The organism is Clostridium transplantifaecale, from assembly GCF_900626075.1.
Classification (GTDB): Bacteria; Bacillota; Clostridia; order Lachnospirales; family Lachnospiraceae; genus Otoolea; species Otoolea transplantifaecalis.
Genome location: NZ_UYZY01000004.1, coordinates 181,903 through 203,214, shown reverse-complemented (window position 1 = coordinate 203,214; position 21,312 = coordinate 181,903). Strand labels below are relative to the sequence as shown.

Annotated in this window: 22 protein-coding genes; 5 read left to right on the top strand and 17 right to left on the bottom strand. The window is 49.2% G+C overall.

The window, feature by feature from the left end; all coding sequences use genetic code 11:
- Positions 1-68: 68 nt before the first annotated feature.
- Positions 69-821: a DeoR/GlpR family DNA-binding transcription regulator gene (locus EJL91_RS15900; protein WP_125142950.1), complete on the bottom strand. Its 753-nt coding sequence runs from the start codon at positions 819-821 to the stop codon at positions 69-71.
- Between the two features lie 128 nt (positions 822-949).
- Positions 950-1,093, bottom strand: a complete 144-nt coding sequence (locus EJL91_RS24620; protein WP_164516863.1) for a hypothetical protein — start codon at positions 1,091-1,093, stop codon at positions 950-952.
- Positions 1,094-1,696: 603 nt separating this feature from the next.
- Between EJL91_RS24620 and EJL91_RS15895 the strand changes: the two genes are divergently transcribed.
- Both EJL91_RS15895 and EJL91_RS15890 read left to right on the top strand, forming a co-directional pair.
- Complete coding sequence (locus tag EJL91_RS15895) at positions 1,697-3,214, top strand: BCCT family transporter (RefSeq protein ID WP_125142949.1); 1,518 nt, start codon at positions 1,697-1,699, stop codon at positions 3,212-3,214.
- 59 nt (positions 3,215-3,273) lie between these two features.
- Positions 3,274-4,386 carry an Mbeg1-like protein gene (locus EJL91_RS15890; protein ID WP_125142948.1) on the top strand — a complete coding sequence of 371 codons (1,113 nt, stop codon included), beginning with the start codon at positions 3,274-3,276 and terminating at the stop codon, positions 4,384-4,386.
- Between the two features lie 43 nt (positions 4,387-4,429).
- On the opposite strand, the gene atpC is transcribed toward EJL91_RS15890, so the two are convergent.
- The 14 genes from atpC to EJL91_RS15820 form a co-directional block, all read right to left on the bottom strand.
- Entirely contained in the window at positions 4,430-4,846 is a 417-nt protein-coding gene (atpC, locus tag EJL91_RS15885; protein ID WP_125142947.1) for an ATP synthase F1 subunit epsilon, read from the bottom strand.
- Positions 4,847-4,848: 2 nt separating this feature from the next.
- Positions 4,849-6,249: a F0F1 ATP synthase subunit beta gene (atpD, locus tag EJL91_RS15880; RefSeq protein ID WP_125142946.1), complete on the bottom strand. Its 1,401-nt coding sequence runs from the start codon at positions 6,247-6,249 to the stop codon at positions 4,849-4,851.
- Between the two features lie 2 nt (positions 6,250-6,251).
- Complete coding sequence (gene atpG, locus EJL91_RS15875; protein WP_125142945.1) at positions 6,252-7,151, bottom strand: ATP synthase F1 subunit gamma; 900 nt, start codon at positions 7,149-7,151, stop codon at positions 6,252-6,254.
- Positions 7,152-7,156: 5 nt separating this feature from the next.
- Entirely contained in the window at positions 7,157-8,677 is a 1,521-nt protein-coding gene (gene atpA / locus EJL91_RS15870; protein WP_125142944.1) for a F0F1 ATP synthase subunit alpha, read from the bottom strand.
- The gene (gene atpH, locus EJL91_RS15865; protein WP_125142943.1) at positions 8,674-9,177 is read right to left on the bottom strand and encodes an ATP synthase F1 subunit delta; all 504 of its coding nucleotides are present in this window, start codon (positions 9,175-9,177) and stop codon (positions 8,674-8,676) included. The genes atpA and atpH overlap by 4 nt, the downstream gene beginning before the upstream one ends.
- 5 nt (positions 9,178-9,182) lie before the next feature.
- Entirely contained in the window at positions 9,183-9,701 is a 519-nt protein-coding gene (gene atpF, locus EJL91_RS15860; protein WP_243125399.1) for a F0F1 ATP synthase subunit B, read from the bottom strand.
- Positions 9,702-9,723: 22 nt separating this feature from the next.
- On the bottom strand, positions 9,724-9,948 hold the full coding sequence (atpE, locus tag EJL91_RS15855; RefSeq protein ID WP_003497424.1) for an ATP synthase F0 subunit C: 225 nt from the start codon (positions 9,946-9,948) through the stop codon (positions 9,724-9,726).
- A gap of 51 nt (positions 9,949-9,999) precedes the next feature.
- The gene (locus EJL91_RS15850) at positions 10,000-10,662 is read right to left on the bottom strand and encodes a F0F1 ATP synthase subunit A (protein WP_125143224.1); all 663 of its coding nucleotides are present in this window, start codon (positions 10,660-10,662) and stop codon (positions 10,000-10,002) included.
- 420 nt (positions 10,663-11,082) lie between these two features.
- Positions 11,083-11,784, bottom strand: a complete 702-nt coding sequence (locus tag EJL91_RS15845) for a DUF554 domain-containing protein (RefSeq protein ID WP_125142941.1) — start codon at positions 11,782-11,784, stop codon at positions 11,083-11,085.
- Between the two features lie 12 nt (positions 11,785-11,796).
- Positions 11,797-12,960, bottom strand: a complete 1,164-nt coding sequence (locus EJL91_RS15840; protein WP_125142940.1) for a hypothetical protein — start codon at positions 12,958-12,960, stop codon at positions 11,797-11,799.
- A gap of 37 nt (positions 12,961-12,997) precedes the next feature.
- Positions 12,998-14,122, bottom strand: a complete 1,125-nt coding sequence (locus tag EJL91_RS15835; RefSeq protein ID WP_279230049.1) for a M20 metallopeptidase family protein — start codon at positions 14,120-14,122, stop codon at positions 12,998-13,000.
- Positions 14,123-14,288: 166 nt separating this feature from the next.
- A complete protein-coding gene (locus EJL91_RS15830; RefSeq protein ID WP_125142938.1) occupies positions 14,289-15,215 on the bottom strand; it encodes a LysR family transcriptional regulator in 927 nt (308 codons plus the stop codon).
- 34 nt (positions 15,216-15,249) lie between these two features.
- A complete protein-coding gene (locus tag EJL91_RS15825; protein ID WP_125142937.1) occupies positions 15,250-16,365 on the bottom strand; it encodes an N-acetylmuramoyl-L-alanine amidase in 1,116 nt (371 codons plus the stop codon).
- A 195-nt stretch (positions 16,366-16,560) separates the two neighbouring features.
- A complete protein-coding gene (locus tag EJL91_RS15820) occupies positions 16,561-17,442 on the bottom strand; it encodes a LysR family transcriptional regulator (RefSeq protein WP_125142936.1) in 882 nt (293 codons plus the stop codon).
- A gap of 188 nt (positions 17,443-17,630) precedes the next feature.
- Here EJL91_RS15820 and asrA point away from each other — a divergent pair, with 188 nt between their 5' ends.
- Genes asrA through asrC form a run of 3 tightly spaced genes read left to right on the top strand, consistent with a single transcriptional unit; the run spans position 17,631 to position 20,518 of the window.
- Complete coding sequence (gene asrA / locus EJL91_RS15815; RefSeq protein ID WP_125142935.1) at positions 17,631-18,689, top strand: anaerobic sulfite reductase subunit AsrA; 1,059 nt, start codon at positions 17,631-17,633, stop codon at positions 18,687-18,689.
- Entirely contained in the window at positions 18,682-19,482 is an 801-nt protein-coding gene (gene asrB, locus EJL91_RS15810; protein WP_125142934.1) for an anaerobic sulfite reductase subunit AsrB, read from the top strand. The genes asrA and asrB overlap by 8 nt, the downstream gene beginning before the upstream one ends.
- Before the next feature lie 13 nt (positions 19,483-19,495).
- On the top strand, positions 19,496-20,518 hold the full coding sequence (gene asrC / locus EJL91_RS15805) for a sulfite reductase subunit C (protein WP_125142933.1): 1,023 nt from the start codon (positions 19,496-19,498) through the stop codon (positions 20,516-20,518).
- 168 nt (positions 20,519-20,686) lie between these two features.
- Here asrC and EJL91_RS15800 read toward each other — a convergent pair whose 3' ends face one another.
- The gene (locus EJL91_RS15800; RefSeq protein ID WP_125142932.1) at positions 20,687-21,163 is read right to left on the bottom strand and encodes a hypothetical protein; all 477 of its coding nucleotides are present in this window, start codon (positions 21,161-21,163) and stop codon (positions 20,687-20,689) included.
- Positions 21,164-21,312 lie beyond the last annotated feature (149 nt).

The window sequence follows — 21,312 nt, the reverse complement described above, 5'->3', positions numbered from 1 at the left end:
TATACTACTCACTTATTAAATTACTCGCTTATTAAATTACTCACTTATTAAATTACTCACTTATTATATCACTCACCCGCCAGGCACACTTTCAGTCCCTGCTCTTCCAGCAGTTCCTTCGCCTCCCTTGAAAGCCCGCTGTCCGTATAGATGCTGTGTACCTCGGAAAGCTTGAACTGTACAACCACGCCCTGTTTACAGAACTTACTGGAATCCGTGACTACAATTACTTTCTTTGCCGACTGGGCCATGCTCTTCATGGCCTCGGTCCTCATCATATCACCGCCGGTAAACCCGATCTCCGGCACAAAACCATCCGTTCCCACGAACAGCTTATCTACGTAAAATTCTCCGGCACACTTCCTGACGAGAGGGCCGACCATGACCTGGGACTCCTTCTGGTACTCTCCCCCCAGCAGGATGACTCTCCCTACGGATATTTCTCTTATATAATTGGCTATAAATGCGGAATTGGTGATAATCGTCACATCCTTCTTATCCGCAGCCAGCTGCTCCGCCAGGAGGGCACAGCTGGAACCGGATTCGATCATAATCGTCTCACCATTCACGACGCTTTTTGCCGCCTCTTTTGCAATTTTCAGTTTCGTGTCATAGCGAACCGCCATTCTGTTGTTGATGTCATCGACATTCTTCATGACCGCATAGCCGTGCTCACGTGAAAGAAGCCCTCTCTCCTCCAGCATATCCAGATCCTTGCGGATCGTCACCTGTGAAACGCCCAGGAGTTCCGACAAGCGGTTTACCTCCACTTTTTTCTCTTCACTGACTATATCAAGTATTCTCGTATGGCGTTCTGTCATTATCACTCCTTGCGGCAGATGCCGCTCTCCTTTCTGTGTTATGTGCCACAAATTGCGGCCGCCCTCTTCCGTTCTGTGCCTGTTGTTTTTTAGTATAACATATCAGTCTTTCATCCGTAAATAGGGATTTAATTGAGAAATGAGGACGCCGCCGTCAGGTCGGGGACCGGGGTGGTGAGGGGGATCGATGAGTCTTTCGTCCCGGGCGTCAGGTTATCGTGGCGGCTGATTTGTCCTCTTTCTTCAATGGGGGAGACGCTTGCCGCTGCCACTACGTTTCCCCGGATGCCTGAAAACTACATCCTGTTCACTATGAAACCATGTAAACTTAGAATCTTAGAGTGTTTATTCTGAGCCTCTTTTTATGCATCCCAGGATATCATCAGAATGTAAAATAGTTACGATTATATCGTGGCCGCGACAATACCACCACCACACTTGACGAAAGAGACAATCAGCCCCTGAAGCCGGCGGACGGGGCAACACGCTTCGCTGAGTCTTCAGTCCCGTCGACAACCTGCCCGGGGAAGTAAGGAGAAAACTTTCCGAAGGGGACCTTGGAATCCGCCGGTGCTTGCTGAGGTCTTACACGAAGCTAGCATCCGCTGCGCATTCCACAAGCGGGAGCGAGTCCCCGCAGGAATTTTTTCTCCTGGATTCCCCCTCACCACGCCCTACCAACCGGGACTGAAGACTCATACACACCCTCCCACCACCCCGTCCGCCATCTTACAGAGGCGTCCTCGCATCTCAACTAAATCCCCATCATGATATCATATTTTCTCAGAATACCTCTTGTAATTCTAAAAGTTCAATGATATAATGTGTTCATTATTTAATATAAATTGTAAAAATTGAACACCAAGGAGGCAGCTATGAATGACACCACTAATAAAAATGTAAAACGGCAGCTGGACTGGATCACAATGATAATTCCTTTTATTATCATCCTGTTCCTCTGCATCAGCTTTGTGTTCCTGCCGGATTCTTCCAAAAGGATTATTGAAGGGATCCGTACCTTTCTGGGCGAGGAGCTGGGTACCTATTACCTGGCCGTAGGACTTGGAGTTTTTCTCCTCTCCCTCTACCTGGCCTTTTCCAAATACGGCGGCATCCGTCTCGGAAAGAAGGATGAGAAGCCGAAGTACTCGAATTTTGCCTGGGGTTCCATGATGTTTACCTCCGGACTGGCGGCCGATATTCTTTTTTACTCACTCTGTGAGTGGATTCTCTATGCACAGGATCCCCATATGGCCGAGATGGGTTCCATCCAGGAATGGTCCGGTACATATCCGCTGTTCCACTGGGGTCCGATACCGTGGAGTTTTTACGTTGTCCTGGCCGTATCCTTTGGTTTCATGCTGCATGTCCGCGGTTGCCACAAGCAGAAGTTTTCCGAGGCCTGCCGTCCTCTTCTCGGCAGTAAAACAGACGGGATTCCCGGAAAAATCATTGACCTTATCGCGGTATTCGCGCTGATGGCCGGCACAGCCACCACATTCAGTCTGGCGACTCCGCTGATGAGCCAGATCGCATCCAGCCTGCTGGGTCTCCCAAGCTCAAAGTGGATCACGATTGCCATTCTGGTCGTCACCTGCATTATTTATACCTTCTGCGTGGTCCGGGGAATGCACGGGATTATGAAGCTCGCCGCATCCTGTGTTTACCTGTTCTTCGCCCTGCTTGCCTATGTCCTGCTCTTCGGGGGCGAGACAAGATACATTATTGAGACCGGTTTTTCTTCCATTGGAAACCTGGTGCAGAATTTCTTCAGCCTGTCCACCTTTACCGATCCCCAGAGAACCACCTCCTTCCCCCAGACATGGACCATTTTCTACTGGGCTTACTGGATGGTGTGGTGTGTTGCCGCTCCGTTTTTCATCGGCAATATCTCTAAAGGACGCACCGTGAAACAGACGATTCTGGGCGGTTATATATTCGGCCTCGGCGGCACCTTCACCAGTTTTATCATCCTCGGCAATTACAGCCTTGGCCTGCAGGTCTTCGGCAAACTGGATGTGATGGGTCTCTATGCCTCTACAGGAGATCTCTACACGACGATCATCGCCATTGTCCAAACCCTGCCCCTTGCTCCGTTGGTGCTGATTCTCCTGGCGCTCACGATGATCGCCTTTTATGCAACCAGTTTCGATGCCATTGCCCTGGTTGCCTCGTCTTATTCCTACAAGGAGCTGGACAATGATGAAGAACCTTACATGGGTATCAAAGTGTTCTGGTCCATCATGCTGATTCTGCTGCCGATCGCCCTGGTATTCAGTGATAATTCCATGGCAAACCTGCAGACGGTCTCAATCATCGCCGCCTTTCCTATTGCGGTGATTATTGTCCTGATTATTGCTTCGTTCCTGAAGGATGCCAAGAAGGTTTTATAACGGCCTCGGGTTAACCGAAGACCAACCTGCAACATATATTAAAAGAAAAAGGGATTATTATGCCCGGTTTAATAGACTATATCGCCGCCCAGGGCAGCCAGACATTGGACGTATCTCCATTGTCCGCCGTGGACGGCCTTGTTTTTTCTGCGATGTCGTACATTCACCTCGACGGCCTGATACCAGACAATCCCGATCAGGCCCCGTCTGTAAAAGAAGTTGCAAAAACCATCTCTTCGCTGCCGGAGAGAGAACGCCTTGCACGGGTCCGCTCCCTGGAAAATCAGCAGTTACTCGAAGCCATGGGGCACAGTCCCCGATTTTCCGGTCTCCGGCTGACCGGTTTCAGGGATATTAAATCGCCGGATTTGGAAATGCAGTTTTCCGCAGTCACCGTTCTGATGGGGAAAGACGCCTTTGTCACATTTCGCGGCACCGACGGAACGCTCATAGGCTGGAAGGAAGATTTCAACCTGGGTTTTCTCGATACTGTGCCGGGCCAGTGGGAGGCCTGCAATTACCTGTCCCACATGGCGGCCCGCGTCTCCGGTTCCCTGTGGGCGGGCGGCCATTCTAAGGGCGGCAATCTCGCCGTATTTGCAGCCGCATGTGCCTCGCCCGGCATTATGGACCGTTTAAAGGCCGTGTACAACTATGACGGTCCGGGGTTCAGCCAGGCGGTACTCTCCACCTCCGGCTATCGCGATATTCTGCCCCTCATCCACACTTTTGTCCCCCAGTCCTCAGTAATCGGAATGCTCCTTGGACATGAAGAATGTTATACGGTTGTCTTAAGCAACCGAAAAGGACTGATGCAGCACGATCCCTATTCCTGGGAAATAAAAGACGGCAGTTTTGTCCGGCTGAGAGAAGTCACACAGAAGAGCTGCCTGGTAGATCAGACGTTGAAGAAATGGATCACCTCCCTCTCTCCCCAGGAACGCGAGGCCTTTGTGGACACCGTCTATGAAATCCTCCAATCCTCCGGAGCCAGCCGCACCGGGGAACTGCTGCTCCCCGACAACATCCTGGAAATTGCGAAGAGCCTGATTAAGGAGTCTCCCGAAGTGACACTCGACAAGATTCTTCTCCCCCTTATGGCGCTTGTGAGAGCCGCCGGGGAAACACTGGCTCCTTTTTATCTGAGCATCTTCCCCGATACCCGCCCATAAGAAAAAGCAGATATGAAAATATCTGCTTTTTCTTAAACGCCTATCACTTGCGTTTCCCGGCGGCGCTGATACGGGACATAGCCCTTGCCAGCTCCATCTTACTTCTGTGGTACTCCGCAATGGACTGCTTCTGGCGCAGCTGCTCTTCGGCGCGCTCCATGGCCTCTCTGGCTCTGTTGATATCAATCTCATCGGGATGTTCTGCCGAATGGACAAAAACCTGGACACGGTTGTTGATCATCTCAGCAAATCCGGAACCCGTGACGGCCGTAATCTCCTCCCCCTTCTCCGTGATAATCGTCGTCGTACCCGGTACAACGGCAATGATTACGTTCTCATGGTGAGGCAGGAAGGTATGCCCGCCGTCCGTTGCCGGAAGGTTGATAAAACGCGCCCTTCCTTTATAAAACATCTGTGTGCTGGAATACAGTTCTAGGCCGAATGTGGATATCTGTTCCATACTTACCGCCCTCCCGTCTTCTCCTGCTCCGCTTTTGCCTTCACATCCTCAATAGAACCAACGTTGAAGAATGCGTTTTCCGGATACTCATCCATCTCACCGTCCAGGATCATCTTGAATCCCTTAATCGTCTCCTTCAGCGGCACAAATTTTCCCGGTACGCCGGTAAATGTCTCAGCCACATGGAACGGCTGTGAAAGGAATTTCTGGACTTTTCTGGCTCTGTAAACTGTGATCTTATCTTCCTCGGAAAGTTCTTCCATACCAAGGATAGCAATAATATCCTGAAGCTCTTTATATTTCTGGAGGATCTCCTGGACACGTCTGGCCGTCTCATAATGCTCCTCACCGACTACCTCCGCCTCCAGAATACGGGAAGTGGATTCCAGCGGATCCACCGCTGGATAGATACCCTGCTCCACAATCTTTCTGGAAAGTACCGTCGTGGCATCCAGATGGGCAAACGTCGTGGCCGGCGCCGGGTCGGTCAAATCGTCCGCAGGGACATAGACCGCCTGGACGCTTGTTACAGAACCTTCCTTCGTCGATGCGATTCTCTCCTGCAATTCTCCCATCTCATTAGCAAGCGTCGGCTGGTAACCTACCGCCGACGGCATACGGCCGAGCAGAGCCGAAACCTCGGAGCCCGCCTGCACGAAACGGAAAATATTATCAATAAACAAAAGCACATCCTGATGCTCTTTGTCACGGAAATACTCAGCCATCGTAAGACCGGTCTCCGCAACCCTCATACGGGCTCCCGGCGGCTCGTTCATCTGGCCGAATACCAAAGCCGTCTTCTCAAGCACTCCCGACTCCTTCATCTCAACCCAGAGGTCGTTGCCTTCCCTGGAACGCTCTCCGACTCCGGTGAATATAGAATAGCCGCCGTGTTCCGTGGCGATATTCTGGATCAGCTCCTGAATCAGAACCGTCTTGCCGACTCCGGCTCCGCCGAACAGGCCGATTTTTCCGCCTTTTGCATAGGGCGCCAGAAGATCGATTACCTTGATTCCCGTCTCCAGAACCTCCACTACCGGGCTCTGGTCCTCGAATGACGGCGGATCCCGGTGGATTACCCAGTGCTCCTCGTCATCCAGCCCTTCTCCTCCGTCGATTGTCTCCCCCAGGACGTTGAAAAGACGTCCCAGGTTACGATCACCTACCGGAACACTGATTCCCTGTCCTGTAGGAATTACTTCCATATCTTTATGAAGGCCCTCACTGGCGGCCAGCATAATGCAGCGGACCACATTATTTCCCATGTGCTGGGCGGCCTCCATGATGCAGGTTCTGTCCCCGTTCTGAACTTTCAGGGCATCCCTCAAATGGGGCAGAACACCGCCTTCAAATGAAACATCCACAACAGGTCCCATGACCTGAATAATTCTGCCTGTGTCCATAATTATCCCTTTCTTTTTTGCGCATTCGCGCCGCTGACAACTTCCGTGATTTCCTGGGTGATGGCCGCCTGTCTGGCCCGGTTATACTGGATCGACAGATCTTTAAGCATCTCTTTGGCGTTATCAGTGGAAGACCGCATCGCCATCATGCGGGCATTATGCTCGCTGGCGTATGCCTCCACCAGGCAGCCGTAGATAATGCCGGTCAGATAGTTCGGCACCATATTGTCCATCACTTCGTCCGCAGACGGGAACAGGCTGATATTCTCCTGCATGACTCCCGTCAGCATCTGGGACGGTTCAAAATCAGCCCTTTTGAGAGGAAGCAGCTGTTTCAGCCTTGGTTCTTCCTTCATCGAGTTGACCATCTCCGTAAACAGGATAAACACCTCATCCAGCTCCCTGTTTAAGAAGCCGTCCACCATAGTCTCGGATATCAGTCTGGCCCGGTGCATCGTCGGTTTCTGGACTGTATACCTGAAACTGCCATCCATGTCCACGCCCTTCACCTTGCCGAAATACTGCCGTCCCACGACTCCCAGCACATACAGTTTCCTGTGTCCCGGAAGCTTCAGCCTCTCCTCGGCCATCTTGATGATGTTATGGTTGTAAGCTCCGTTTAATCCCTTATCGGCAGTGACCACAATCAGTCCGAATTTCCGTTCTTCCGGCGGAATTTCAGGGCGCTGATCCAGATACCGGTTCTCCTTTTCGGTTTCGGGGAGATGGCGGAGCAATCGGTCCATTGCGCGCTGCACGCCGAAGAAATACGGTTCCGTATCCGTCAGCGTCTTTTTCGCCTTTTTCATCTTGGATGAGGATATCAGGTACATGGCGTTTGTGATCTTCATCGTATCCTGGATGCTCTTCATCCTGGTCTGGATCTCTTTAATACTTGCCATCTGTATCACCTGCCTCTGTCAGCTTTATATTCCTCCGCCGCTTTTGCGATTCTGTCAATCAGCGCCTGCGGCAGTTCCTTCTTCTCATCTATTTCTTTTACAATCTCGGGATGGATCTCCTCAAAGTAGCGGAGCATATCCTCCTGGAATGGTTTAATCTCTTTCACTTCCACATCCATAAAAATCCTGTGAGTGGCCGCACACAGCGTGATGACCTGCTCGTGAAGGCTGAGCGGATGGTAAAGCGGCTGTTTTAAAAGCTCCATCAAAGATTTTCCGTACTGCAGCTGATCCTTCGTCGCTGCATCCAGATCAGAACTGAACTGGGTAAAGACTTCCATCTCACGGTACTGGGCCAAATCGATACGGATACTTCCTGACGCCTTCTTCATTGCCTTAAACTGTGCGGCTCCGCCGACACGCGATACGGAAAGCCCGACGTTTACGGCCGGCCTCATGCCTGCGAAGAACAGATCACTCTCCAGGAAGATCTGGCCGTCGGTAATGGAGATAACATTGGTCGGAATATAGGCCGACACATCTCCGGCCTGCGTCTCGATGATAGGCAGGGCCGTGATGGAACCTCCGCCCAGAGCCTCGCTCAGACGGCTGGAACGCTCCAGCAGCCTGGAATGCAGATAGAATACGTCACCCGGATATGCCTCACGTCCTGGTGAACGTCCTAACAGTAAGGACAGGGCACGGTATGCCACAGCATGTTTGGACAGATCGTCGTATACAATCAGCACATCTTTTCCCTTATGCATAAAATACTCCGCCAGAGCAGTCCCCGCATAGGGCGCAATGTACTGGAGCGGCGCACAGTCGCTGGCCGTGGAGGCCATAACCGTCGTGTAATCCATGGCTCCGTATTTCTCGAAGGTAGATACCAGCTTTGCAATGGTGGACGCCTTCTGTCCGATTGCCACATAGATACAGATTACATCTTTGCCCTTCTGGTTCAGGATCGTATCGGTGGCGATCGATGTCTTACCGGTCTGGCGGTCGCCGATGATAAGCTCCCTCTGTCCCCTTCCTATAGGGAACATGGAGTCGATGGACAGGATTCCGGTCTCCAGGGGCTGGTTAACCGCCTGACGGTCGATAATTCCCGGAGCCTCCTGTTCTACAGGACGGTAGTCATCCGTCTTTATCTCACCCTTTCCGTCAATCGGAGCTCCCAGGGCGTCGATAACACGGCCGATACAGGCATCCCCTACCGGGATTCCGGCTTTCTTACCCGTTCTTGCAACACGGGTTCCCTCGCCGACCTCGGTATCCTTGCCGAACAAGATACAGCCGATGCTGTCCTGGCGGACATCCTGCACCATTCCCTTGAGGCCCGACTCAAAGGTTACGACCTCGCCGTACATGGCATGATCCATTCCGTAGATTCTGGCAATTCCGTCGCCCACGGAGATAACGGTTCCCGTCTCCTGCTCCTTGCATATATCGTCATAATTTGCTATTTCCTCTTTCAGTATGGAAATAATTTCATCTGAATTAATCGAACTCACTTTTCTCACCTCCGCGTCAATTGCTGTTTAAGCCTCTTAAGCCGTCCGTCCAGGCTGTAATCATATTCATAATCTCCGGCCTTCAGGACAAAACCGCCCAGCAGCGACGGATCCTTTTTAATCTCAAAAATCACGTCTTTTTTCTGATATTTACTGCACAGAAACTTCTCTATTCCCTGAAGCTGCTCTTTGGAAGGAGGTGTCACACAGGTAAGCAGGACTTTCATAATTCCTTCCTGCTGCCTTAAATATTCCTCGTAGCATTCCAAAATTTCCTCAATCTGTCCTGTCTTTTCATGCAGACAGGCCACCTTCAGAAAATTTTTGACAGGCTCCGGAAATATCCGGTCAATCACCCTCTCTTTCTTGTCCCGGGAAACCAATGGGCTTTCCAGAATCCGTCTCAAAGCAGGTGTCTCATTAAGCAGCCTCACAGCCTCTCTTAAATCTTCCACCGGAACAGACAGGTCTGCCAGAACGCGGGCGTAATTAACGGATGTCTGTCTCATATTTCTCACCTGCTTTCGCTATTACCTTCGGGTTTCATCACCGCATCCATTGCTGCATTATTCAGGAACTGATCGTACAGAAGCTTGTCATCTGACTCACGTTCCGCACTCCCGGCCACTTTTCTGGCTGCGGTCAGAGCCAGCTCTGCAATGCGGGACTGGAGGTCAGCCATGGTTTTTTCTTTTTCGCTTTCGATATTCTTCTCTGCTTTCCTCATAATGTCTGCCGCCTGATCACCGGCCTCTTTCAGAATCCGATCTGATTCTTCCCGTGCACGCTTTTTCGCTTCTTCAATCATGCGTCCGGACTCGCTTCTGGCATTCTTAAGGGCATCTTCATAACGGCCCTTAAGCTCATTTGCCTCAGCCTCGCTGTTCCTGGCGTTTAAAAGCCCCTCGGAAATCTCCGCCTGCCTCTTATCCATTACGGCAGTCACAGGTTTAATCAGAAATTTTTTAAGTAGAAGACAGAGGATAATCAGGTTAATGATTTCAAAGACAAGGCTCCAGTTTAACTGTAACACTTCTCCCACCTGCCTTTCACATTTATTTTAAGAATAAGATAATTACAAGGGCAATAACGAAACCGTAAATGGCGGTAGCCTCTGCCAGGGCACATCCAAGAAGTAAGGCCTTGCTGATTTTACTCTCAGCCTCAGGCTGCCTTGCGATGGCTTCCACTGCTTTAGAAGTTGCGATACCGATACCAATACCTGCTCCAATACCTGTAAGTACAGCGACTGCTGCTCCGATTGCGATTAATGTAGACATAATAATACTCTCCTTTTTGTTTGTTTTCTTTACTCTTTTTCCGGACTGTTATCAGTCCAGTTGCTCCTTAATAAACAGGGCGGTCAGGAAGACAAATACATATGCCTGGATCAGACCGTCAAAAATATCAAAATAAAAACTGAACGGTATCGGCACAATGAGCGGGGCCACCAACTTAATTAATTCCATTACTACGAATGAGCCCAGCACGTTGCCGAAAAGCCGCATGCACAGAGACACGGGACGGATGGCAATCTCCATAATGTTGATTGGCAGTATAAACGCCACCGGTTCTGCAAAACTCTTCATGAATCCCTTCATGCCTTTCTTATGAAACCCGGCATACTCGATTACCGCGATGCTGATGACAGCCAGTGCGGCAGTTACATTCAAATCCTTCGTGGGCGGTGTGATGCCTGCGATGCCAATCAGGTTGGCTACGCCGATAAAAAGCGCCGTTGAAATCAGATAAGGAATGTACCCTTTTCCTTCTTCCCCGACCAGATCCAGGAAGAAATCTCTTAAGAATCCAATTGAAGTTTCCAGGAACAACTGAAGCTTCCCGGGATTCTCAACCTTGAGATTCCTTACAAAGATGATGGAAAGAAGAACCAGAACCGCCATGATAAACCATGTCGCCACCACGGACTCGTAAATCGGGATTCCTCCAAATACGGGTATAGTAAATGCGACTTTAGCGTTCAGCTCTTCCATCAGGGCCTTTGAAAGTGTGTCCGTCTTATATCCCTCCCCTTTGAGAATATTTTTGAAGCGCGTCAAAAAGAATCCTTCTTGCAGCAGAGTTTTTTTACTTCACCGGAAGTCTCATTTTTGTGAAATAAAAAAAACCTCCGCCGGTTTCCTGTAATCGGATTCCCGGAAAAGGTCTCTTGTTTCTTCGCTTTCCCATATTATGTTACTTTAGGCCGAGAAATGCAATAACATTTGGAAAGAAATTTAGTTGTAAAATCCAACAAAATTAAGCATTTTGTACAAATTTCCATACAATCCGGAAGATTTTTAACACCCTGTTAACACGAAAATCAGAAAAAGAGCCTCGTTCCTGCCGGAGAAGACAATCTTCTTAAGGCATTTTACGATGCTCTCTGTTTAATTTACTCCTTTAAAGTTTTATCAAAGCGCTCCCATCATCATCGTCCAGACACCGGATACCGGCATCACGAGAAACAGCGCCGGGAGAAACGATGCCGCCCTGATTGGTTTTATCTCGGCAACCCTGATTCCCGTCACCAGGGCGATAACGCCTCCGCAGCCCATGAAATCGGCTATCATGGATTCCGTCGCCCAGGGCATGATAAAGCCCGACAAACTAAACAGCGCCAGATAAATCAGAAACTGCGGTACCGAAATCATAGCCACACAGGCTCCCAGCGTGGAGGCGAAAATGGCGGCTCCGAACAAATCCAAAACAGCTTTTGTAATAAGCACTGAGGAATCCCCCGTCAGACCTTCACTCATTGCCCCCATCAGGCCGAGACTTCCCGAACAAATCAGAATCATCACTCCTGTAAAGCGTTCGCTGAACTCACTGTCCTCCTCTGTCTTATTCCTTTTCACCATTCGAGGCAGTTTTCCCAGAAATTCTTCCAGTTTCATTGTCTCTCCAATGATTCCGCCCAGAATCAGGGAGAGCATGACCGGAGAAAGGGAGGAAGATTTTCCAATCAGCGTAATGCCAATTGCAATGGAGCTAATTCCAAAGAATCTGGAAAGGAACTCACACGTCTGCTTTGGAAAAAAGCGTCCCGCAGCAGCTCCGGCGGCCCCTCCCAGGGCCACGGAACCGCAATCTATTATAATTCCCCAGGGTATCATATCATTGACTCCTTACAGCAATTTGATCGCATAGCTTGCAATGATGACAGAGGCAATCGTCACCGTGGCAATTCCTGCAGTTACAATCTTCGGCACCAGATAATTGCTCAGCGCCGTGTGTTCTTCCTCCGTCTTACCGTATGCCTTTGCAACGTCCTGTGAAATATAGAGCGTGGTCGGAAAACCGTACATGCAGGTCAGGCCGAGGGCAATAGCAAGGTACGGGTTCATTTTCATGAACTTTGCCAGCACAATCGCCACAATCCCGGTAAACAGGCTGCCCAGACCCAGGACAACAACGATAGGCAGGAGCATTCCAATCACGTCCTGTGGCGTAATATAGGAAAAATTCTCAAACAGGCTGGCTAATATAAGAACCATAAACAGGCCGGCGCATCCCGTCTTCGCCATGGCATTCTCATCCAGAAGTCCCAGGCAGGTAAATATGATTCCCATAAACAGGGCCATAACAAGGTAATGGATAACCCCGTTTGTAAATCCGGCCAGAACGTTTGCCACAGATGCCGTAATTGCAAGCTTTGCCAGGATAATCACGCTTGTGCTGAGCGATTCCGGCAGGGTAAACAATTTCTTTTTCGCCCCCTCTGCCGAAACGGCCGAATTACTGTACAGCGTCAGGTTCCTGCCGTCTTTCAGGAAATCGGCTGCGGCCCTGCGCATCATAATAGTGGAAAGCGGCAGACCAACGAATGTCTGGACAGTCAGAAGCATGCTGCAGAGAGCCGATAAATGCTCCATCCCCCTGGCATTAAAAAAGTCACTCATGATGATGACTGCAGAAATGGAACCCGAGAAAATCGGTGCTCCCGCTACCGCCTGCTCACGTCCGATGATCATGGAACCCACAATAATAATACCGATTACTCCGGCGGAAACGGAGACTACGCTGATCACAATGGTCTTCCACTGCCTTGCCAATTCTTTCAAATTAATTGTCGTCCCCACGCTGGCAATCAGCACGCCGCTGGCCACCGAGCCGAGCGTACTTAAACCGGCATCCGTCACGAGTGTTTTCGGAAAACCCAGCCAAAAATATGCCAGCAGGAGAATTGCGGCCACAAACGGCTGGGAAAGAATGGCATTCGTCCTGGATGAGCAGAACTCACCGATGGCGAAAATCACAAGTACCGTTGTCAATGCATAAATAGCAACCATAAAAATTACCCCCTTATCCTGTTTTCAGGATCCTTCTCTAATGTTTTTCCAGCCAGTCCCAGGCGCAATGCGCAAGCAAAGCGGCCCCCGTGACCAGCACCTCCTCATTATAAATTACATAAGGGCTGTGGTTATGCCCCTGTCCTCCCTCACTGTTCCCGCATCCTATGACAAACATGACGGAAGGCACTTTCTGTGTATAAAAGCCGAAGTCATCCGATACCTGCATTTTATAATCCCCATCTGTAATAAAACCGGCTCCAAAATGCCTGAGGCTCTCCGAAAAGAAACCAGCCAGCTCCGGATCATTCACCGTGCATGGACACTGTTCGGCAAAAATAAGCTCTCCCACAGCTCCAAACATCTGCGCCGTACCTTCCACAATCTGCCGCATCCTTATTTTCAGTTTCCGGCATGCGGAATCGTCATAGGTACGCACCGTCCCCGAGAGCCTGGCCGTGTCGGGCACGATATTACTTGCGCTTCCCGCTTCAACCTGACAGACATTTAAAACAACAGGTATGTCGGCGGCCACTTCCTTTACCTGAAGGGACTGAAGCGCCAGGATGATATGTGCCGCCACATTGATTGGGTCGATTCCCAGATGCGGCTGCCCTCCATGGCCGCCTTTTCCCTGAATTCTTATCTCAAATGTGTCCGAGGATGCCAGGAAGGTTCCTGCGGGATAATTCAGATATCCCGGCAAAAGTGTCGGCTGTACATGGATTCCAACCGCCGCGTCCACGGCCGGATTCTCAAGAATCCCGGCCCGGATCATCTCCTGTGCGCCTTCTAGCGTCTCCTCCCCTGCCTGGAAAACAAGCTTGACCGTGCCGGAAAGTTCCTTTTCCCTCTCCTTCAGCATCCTGGCCGCTCCCAATAAAAATGCGGTATGAATGTCATGTCCGCATGTATGCGCCCTTCCCCTGTTCAGAGAGGAAAACGGTAAGCCGCTCTGCTCTTCCATCGGCAGCGCATCCATATCGGCCCTCAAAAGTATTGTTTTTCCTGTTCTGTTTCCTATTTCCGCCACAAGGCCTCCGCAGGGAATTTCCCGGTATCCGCATCCCATTTCCCGGAGTTTCTTTTTGACGTATTCTTCCGTCTCCGGCAGCTCCGTTCCCAACTCCGGGTGGCTGTGCAGAAACCGTCTGTTTTCAATATGGTATCCTTTCAGCCTGCGGCTGTATTCTAAAAAGTCTATGATTTTCTTACCTCCTCCGATTCATTAAGCCGGCCGGCCTTTGAATAAAAAAAATTCTTACCAAACTCAATATAGCATTGGCAAGAATTTTTGTACAATATTTATAATTTATTCTAATATAAAATCAATTTATGCGGGCCTGCAGGCAGCCATCTAAAAACTCCAGACATGTTTTAGCTGCCCCGGACAGCCTCCTCCCTTTCGAATATACGGCCGCTACCGTGTAAAAGCACGGTGGATTAAAAGAAATCTCCTTGTAGGTTGAACTGTCTCCCAGTTCTTTTTCGTATTGCCCGGCCGAGAACCAGATGTCGTGATAGGTCAGTCCAATACCGTCGTTGCACCGGATATGCTGGAAATAAGAGTCCAGCAGAAGCGCTGAAAACTGAGGTTTAATTTTAATCTTCCGCTCCGGGAAAGTATCCTGCAGAATCCGGAAAATATAGCTGTTCTTGGGTTCATCCAGCGAAAGGGAGATAAGAGGCTGGCGTTCAAATTCATCCAGGGTGAGCGTCTCCTGGCTGCTGAGGGGATTACTGCAGCTTAAACAGACGCGCAGCTCTCCCTGAAACAGGGGGTGGATTTCCAGAGATTTTACCATCCCACCCGTCACGGCGATGATACCCAGATCGATCATCCCGTCTTTTAACTGTGTGACAATCGAGGGCGTCGAACTCTCATTCTCAATCACATGGATCCCTTTATATTTCTGCTGGAACTCTTCCAGAACGGGCTGAAGGGCCGCGCGCATCTGAATCGAATAACCGATTCTCAGATTCTCGGTCCGCTCGGAGATAAAGTCTTTCATCTCCAGCTCCACATTCTCCAGTTCTTTAATCAGGTGTTTTGCCTTTTCAAACAGGAACTCCCCTTCCGGGGTAGGAACCAGGGTACCGCGGTTCCGGTTCAGCAGCAAAACTCCCATATCCTCTTCCAGGCTGTGTACCGCCATCGTAACAGACGGCTGTGTTACATGAAGCTCTTCCGATGCTTTTGTAAAGCTCTTCAGCCTGCACACCGCCTCAAAATAGCTCAGTTTCCGAAAGTCCATCCTCTTTCACCTTCTCCTCTGCCGTAAACAGAACTTAAAATCCGAAAAATGAATTCACACCGGACACCAGTCCGTCCGCCAGTTGTTTCAGCGTATCCGCGGAATGGCTGGATGCCTTGTCTCCCAGTTCGATATCAATGCTCGGAATCGTCGAGAAGGAAGTCTGTGTCAGATCCATCTCCATGCTCCCGCCCGAGAAAATCTTATTTCCTGCACCCTTCAGACCCGTTATCAGCGCCTCGCCCAGCTTGTTGTGCTGCTGCCAGTGGGAAGCCACCGGCTCCATGGCCCGGTAAGATGCGTTGTTTGGAACGCTCATAAAGAAACACCCCTTATTGCTGCTGGTGGAATCCCAGTGCAGGGCAATATGGCAGTCCGCATTGTTATTGGCAATTACGGTCCTCGCAATATTATCAAGCTGTACATCGTCCGACTCGCGGATCATCAGCACATCGTATCCCTGTGCAAGAAGACGGTCTTTTAAGATCTTCGCCATCGCCAGAGTCACCTTGCTCTCCGCCGTACCGTCTGCAAATGTCATTCCGCTGGAAACGGCAACAGCCGTGGTTGCTCCGGCACTGGTCGTGCCGCCCGTCACCTTCGCAGTTCCGTCCGGATGGCAGAGGGTTTTCACGCTGCCGCCGCCTTTTGTTCCGTGGCCCGCGTTGACGCAGACCGTCTTATTCTTTCTGGAATCCGCCGTGCTCTTATAGAGGATAGCCTTTCCGCTGTTAATTTTAGAAAAATCCGCATATTTATATCCGCTCGACAGGCCGATCTCGGTTCCCGATGCAGTGGATGCTGAAGCTCCCGTTTCGTTCCCTGCGGATGATGTATTCTGAACGGACGCTTTCCCGGCAGGCTGTGAGGCGCTCAGATAGGCGGTTGCCACATAGCGTTTCTGTCCGTTTACCAAAACCACGGTCCAGTCCCCATTCGTAGAAACGCGCTCCAGCTTATCTCCGTAATGGAAATTCGTTACAATATTGCTGTCTTTAATCTCTTCCGACGAACGGCACCTGAGTACGTCACAGTTTACATAAACCGTGTCCCCGGCAAAAACGGTCTGGGCCGAACCGGCCAGCAGCATGGCTGTCACAAGGGCAGCCGTCCACTTTAGCTTTGTTCCTGATATGTTTTTACGATTCATTCAATTCTCTCCTTATCAGAGCCGGAAGGAACTCCGGCCATATGATTCATTCTGCACATTTTCCAGTATAATGCATTCGGAAGGCGGTTTCAAGCATCTAAAGGCAACGGCTTCCTTACAATTTTATAACGCCCTGGGGCGGCTTAGTCCCTCCTCACAGGCCGTACCCAACTGAAAACAGCCGGTGCCTTATTGTTACCATTCATTGCCGTGAAACTTATTTTCGATATCTGCAATCAGTTTTTTCAGCCCGGAAGACAGGAATTTGTCTTTATGGTAGACGATTTTAAAGCTTCTTTTCAGTGGAAAATCATTGATCGTGATCTGATTGACCTCCTCATGATGCCTCAGCAGTGACTTCGAAAGAATCGAAACGCCCTGGCCCGAAGCGACGATATTAATAATGGAGTCCGAACTGTGGCAGATCCATTTTTCTATAAACGAAATCCCTCTTTCCTCCATCAAATCGGTAAAAAATTCCCTTGTGCCGGAACCTTCCTCCCTCAATACGAAATCTTTACCTGCCAAATCGGTAAGGTTTACAGAAGATATACCGGCAAACGGATGCATTTTTCCGCAGATCAGAACCATTTCATCCTCATATACATCTTTGAATATCACATTTTTCGTCTTGACTTTTCCCTCAATCACGGCGACATCCAGAACTCCTTCGGAAATCTTACGGATGATGTTCATAGAATTATCAATATAAACACGTATACTCACATTCGGATTTTCCGCTTCATATCCGGTGATGATATCACTCAGGAAATAGCTGCCCACGGTCAGGGACGCGCCTACATGGATGCACTGCTGGCTGGATGCATGATATAGAAACTGTTCCAGCTCCTGATAGGTCGTGGTAATATGTCTGGCATATTCCAGAAACTCCCGGCCCGTTTCCGTTATGTAAAGTTTTTTGGAAAGCCGTTCAAATAATTTGACGTGATATTCTTTTTCTATCTGCATAATCGCATGGCTGACTGTCGGCTGTGTAATATACAGCTCTCTGGATGCAATTCCCATCTGTCCGGTCTCGGCCACTGCGATAAAAATCTCAAAATCACGGATTGTCATAATCTCTTCTCCTTTGTATGTCCCCGCAATGCATAGATAATCTGCTATGAGTTTATAACAAGTTTAGCATTTTACGAATGGCAGGGCAAGCTCTATAATAGACTTAGAATAGCTGCTATTACCAGCTCAATTTTGACCATCCGCAGCACTTCAGCCCGCAGGGCAAAACAGGAAAGGAAGTAAACGAAATGAGAAGCTCAAAAACCTATCAGCTCAAAACAGCAGACATAAATAAATTTTTTGATGTCCTGAAAGAAAAATATGCCATTTATGCACCTGTCAGAATTCCTTCCGGAGGAAGATATGCCGGACAGGATTCTATTCTTTACAAGGAGATTGAACGGTATGAAGACATTGAATTCCGCGAAAGATCCACTTATGCAATGAAAGAGGTTATCACACCGATTACACAGACATTATTTTATTTTACCGACGATGAGTTCAGGGAAAGCAAGCTGGAGGAAACAAGAGATTTGCTCATTTTTGGAAGAGCCTGCGATATTAATGCAGTAAAAATTCAGGACCAGATTTATTGCGAGAACGGCGGTATCACAGATCCATTCTATCAGAGGAGAAGGGAAAAGGTAAAGTTTGCTCTGATGGAATGTCCGGAAGAATTTGACGGCTGTTTCTGCTGCAGCGTGGGTTCCAATGTCACAGACATGCACTCCCTCGCTTTTTCCTTTGGAGAAGAAGGGGCTTACATTGAGGTAAAAGATGAGAGCTTCGACGATTATTTTACAGGATGCGAGGAGGCCGACTACGAAATCACCTTCCCAATGGAAAATAAGCTGAAAGTTGATTTTCCGGTGATTGAGTCTCTCGATATGGCGAACAAACTAAAGGAGCATCCGATGTGGGAGGAGTTCGACGCCAGATGTATCGCCTGCGGGGCCTGTACTGTGGCGTGCAGTACCTGTACGTGTTTTGAAACTACTGATATTATTTATACACAGAACGGGAAAGCCGGAGAAAGAAGAAGGACCTGCTCTTCCTGTATGGTGGACGGATTTGACCGCATGGCCGGTGGGGCCTGTTTCAGACACAAAATATCAGAAAAATACCGCTATAAAATTTTACATAAAGTATATGGACATGACGCCCGGTTCCATACAGGCCCGATGTGCGTAGGCTGCGGAAGGTGTTCGGCCAGGTGTCCGCAGCTCATCGGATATCCCGAAACACTGAATAAGCTGTCAAGGGCAATTGAAGAAATAAAGCAAGAGGAGGAAGTTTGCCATGCTTAATAATCCGGTAAAACCACAGGCACATAAAATCATAGATATTTTTAAGCAGACGGAAGCGGAATGGACCTTCCGGATCGAAAATGAACTCCCCATCCGGCATGGGCAATTCATGCAGCTGTCCCTGCCTAAAATCGGTGAGGCCCCTATCTCCATCAGTGGCTTTGGCGACGGATACGCCGACTTTACGATACGAAAGGTCGGAAAGGTAACGGATGAGCTTTTCGGTTTAAAAAAGGGCGGCATCATTTTTGTCAGAGGATGCTATGGCAACGGCTGGCCGACGGAACAGCTGAAGGGTAAAAATGTTGTGATTATTGCGGGCGGAACCGGCGTTTCACCGGTTAAGAGCCTGATCAGCCAGCTTTACTCCCAACCTGGCTACGCAGAAGAAATCTATTTAATTCTCGGCTTTAAAAATTCTCAGAGCATCCTGTTTACGGATGAGATAGAACAGTGGAAAACATCCCCGAATTTCCATGTTATCCGTACTCTTGACAATGAAGACTATCCGGGCTGGAACAAGGGAATGGTCACCGAATTTGTGAAGGATATCCCATTTGACTCCTTTGGTGATAATTATGAATGTCTTGTAGTGGGACCTCCCATTATGATGAAGTTCGCCGCCAAAAGCCTGCTGGATAACCAGGTTCCCGAGGATAAAATCTGGATGTCCTTTGAGCGGAAAATGTCCTGCGCCATCGGTAAATGCGGACACTGCAGAATTGACGAAACTTATGTCTGTTTAGACGGTCCTGTATTCAATTACACGATTGGCAAAAAGCTGGTAGATTAGGAGGTAATTTGCGGTGAGCGATATCAATATAGGTAAATTGAGAAATAATTGTTTCCGTCAGTCCAAGATTGCGGGCGAGTTTATGCTGCAGCTTCGTGTGCCGGGAGCGGTGATTGATGCAAAATGGCTGGATCTTGTCAGTCACGTATGCAATACCTGGGGCAACGGCTCTTTCCATCTGGGAATGCGTCAGACCTTAAATGTTCCCGGCATCAAAGCGGAAAACATTCCGACGGTGAATGAATATATACGTCCTTATCTGGATGCAATTGAGTGTGATATGTGCGATGTGGAAATGGATACGTCGAATGGCTATCCCTTCATCGGGCCGAGAAATATCATGGCCTGTATCGGAGGCATCCACTGTATTAAGGGTAATGTAAATACGCAGGAAATGGCGCATAAGATTGAAAAACTAATCTATCCCAATCCGTACCATATCAAAGTTTCCATAGCGGGATGTCCCAATGACTGCGCCAAAGGCCATTTTCAGGATTTTGGAATCATCGGCTGCACGAAGCCGGTTTACGATATCGACCGGTGCATCGGCTGCGGGGCCTGCGTCGACAAGTGTAAGGGAGCCGCAACCCGGGTTCTCTCACTGAACGATAAAGGAAAGGTCGATAAAGATCCCTGCTGCTGCGTTGGCTGCGGAGAATGCGTCATTGCCTGTCCCGCCGGAGCGTGGAGGCGTCCCGATAAAGACTTTTATAAGATCGTCATCGGCGGAAGAACCGGTAAACAGTATCCCCGAATGGGAAAAATGTTTGCAAACTGGCTGACGGAAGAAAGCGTTCTGGCTATCATGAGCAACTGGCCGAAATTCTCCGAGTGGGTTCTGGGCGGCAAACCCGTCTACCTTCACGGCGGCCATCTGATTGACAGAGCCGGCTATCAGAAGTTCAAAGACTTTATGCTGGATGGCGTGACACTGAATCCGGAGGCGTATATTGCGGAGACAATCAACTGGGCCGAGACGGAATACAGGAGCAATATTCATGTTAAACCATTGGAGATGCATGAGACGGTGAGATAAGGAATTGATAAATGAGTCTTTGGTCCCTGTTTTGGGGGTGTCATGAGGGGGAATCCGGCCAGAATGAATTCCTACGGGCAGGTCATGCACAGAAAAACCTGCAGATCCGGTTTCACTATCCGATCTGCAGGTTTTTATTAAAGGCGCAGCCGCCCGTCCCTTTCTCTGTCATGCCTCGCCCTCTTTATTAATCAGTTCCACGATCCTTTCGATCTCTTCTTTCTCACCTCGGGAAATTCTTCCGTAATTTTCATGCTCCTTTTTGTCCGTCCATCTGCATAAAAACCATTCGTCCTTACCGTCTTTTTGGAGCGCGCCTCCCTTCTCGACGGTGAAATAATAAACATTTTTAAATTCTTCCCCGAACACAATGTACACTCTGCTGCAAAGAGGCTCCGAACCAGGCTCAGGCATTATAATCTGTGCCATAAACCACGGCTCCTCCAGCCTGTAAAGCCGGACGGAAAAATCTTCTTTTTTATACGGATTTTCTATCTTTTCCGCGTTGGAAAGAATATCATACAGCTTCCAGATAAGTTCTTCCTTTTTATGTGACAATGTGCCGATTATCTGTGCCGGATCCCGGAACAGTTCATCCGGCAAAAAACGATGTTCTACTACATATCTTAATTCTCGTGCGTCCATGCTCCCTTCCTCCCATCCTCTCTTTCAGTACACAACGTAATGCTTTATCCGCCTATTATTCTGTCTCTTTTTATTCTAATCTCACACGTCTCCGGTGTCAAACCTTCCGTGTCAAAGTACAATTTAAATCAGTTGTAATCGTCGTTTTT

What these genes read in the sequence shown, in the direction of transcription:
- EJL91_RS15895 (WP_125142949.1), top strand. Translation starts at nt 1,697, where the DNA reads ATGAATGACACCACTAATAAAAATGTAAAACGGCAGCTGGACTGGATC.
- EJL91_RS15845 (WP_125142941.1), bottom strand. Translation starts at nt 11,784, where the DNA reads ATGATACCCTGGGGAATTATAATAGATTGCGGTTCCGTGGCCCTGGGA.
- atpG (WP_125142945.1), bottom strand. Translation starts at nt 7,151, where the DNA reads ATGGCAAGTATTAAAGAGATCCAGACCAGGATGAAGAGCATCCAGGAT.
- asrB (WP_125142934.1), top strand. Translation starts at nt 18,682, where the DNA reads ATGCTTAATAATCCGGTAAAACCACAGGCACATAAAATCATAGATATT.
- EJL91_RS15890 (WP_125142948.1), top strand. Translation starts at nt 3,274, where the DNA reads ATGCCCGGTTTAATAGACTATATCGCCGCCCAGGGCAGCCAGACATTG.
- atpC (WP_125142947.1), bottom strand. Translation starts at nt 4,846, where the DNA reads ATGGAACAGATATCCACATTCGGCCTAGAACTGTATTCCAGCACACAG.
- atpE (WP_003497424.1), bottom strand. Translation starts at nt 9,948, where the DNA reads ATGTCTACATTAATCGCAATCGGAGCAGCAGTCGCTGTACTTACAGGT.
- EJL91_RS15850 (WP_125143224.1), bottom strand. Translation starts at nt 10,662, where the DNA reads ATGGAAGAGCTGAACGCTAAAGTCGCATTTACTATACCCGTATTTGGA.
- EJL91_RS15825 (WP_125142937.1), bottom strand. Translation starts at nt 16,365, where the DNA reads ATGAATCGTAAAAACATATCAGGAACAAAGCTAAAGTGGACGGCTGCC.
- EJL91_RS15900 (WP_125142950.1), bottom strand. Translation starts at nt 821, where the DNA reads ATGACAGAACGCCATACGAGAATACTTGATATAGTCAGTGAAGAGAAA.
- EJL91_RS15840 (WP_125142940.1), bottom strand. Translation starts at nt 12,960, where the DNA reads ATGGTTGCTATTTATGCATTGACAACGGTACTTGTGATTTTCGCCATC.
- asrA (WP_125142935.1), top strand. Translation starts at nt 17,631, where the DNA reads ATGAGAAGCTCAAAAACCTATCAGCTCAAAACAGCAGACATAAATAAA.
- atpD (WP_125142946.1), bottom strand. Translation starts at nt 6,249, where the DNA reads ATGGACACAGGCAGAATTATTCAGGTCATGGGACCTGTTGTGGATGTT.
- EJL91_RS15820 (WP_125142936.1), bottom strand. Translation starts at nt 17,442, where the DNA reads ATGACAATCCGTGATTTTGAGATTTTTATCGCAGTGGCCGAGACCGGA.
- EJL91_RS15830 (WP_125142938.1), bottom strand. Translation starts at nt 15,215, where the DNA reads ATGGACTTTCGGAAACTGAGCTATTTTGAGGCGGTGTGCAGGCTGAAG.
- EJL91_RS15800 (WP_125142932.1), bottom strand. Translation starts at nt 21,163, where the DNA reads ATGGACGCACGAGAATTAAGATATGTAGTAGAACATCGTTTTTTGCCG.
- atpH (WP_125142943.1), bottom strand. Translation starts at nt 9,177, where the DNA reads ATGAGACAGACATCCGTTAATTACGCCCGCGTTCTGGCAGACCTGTCT.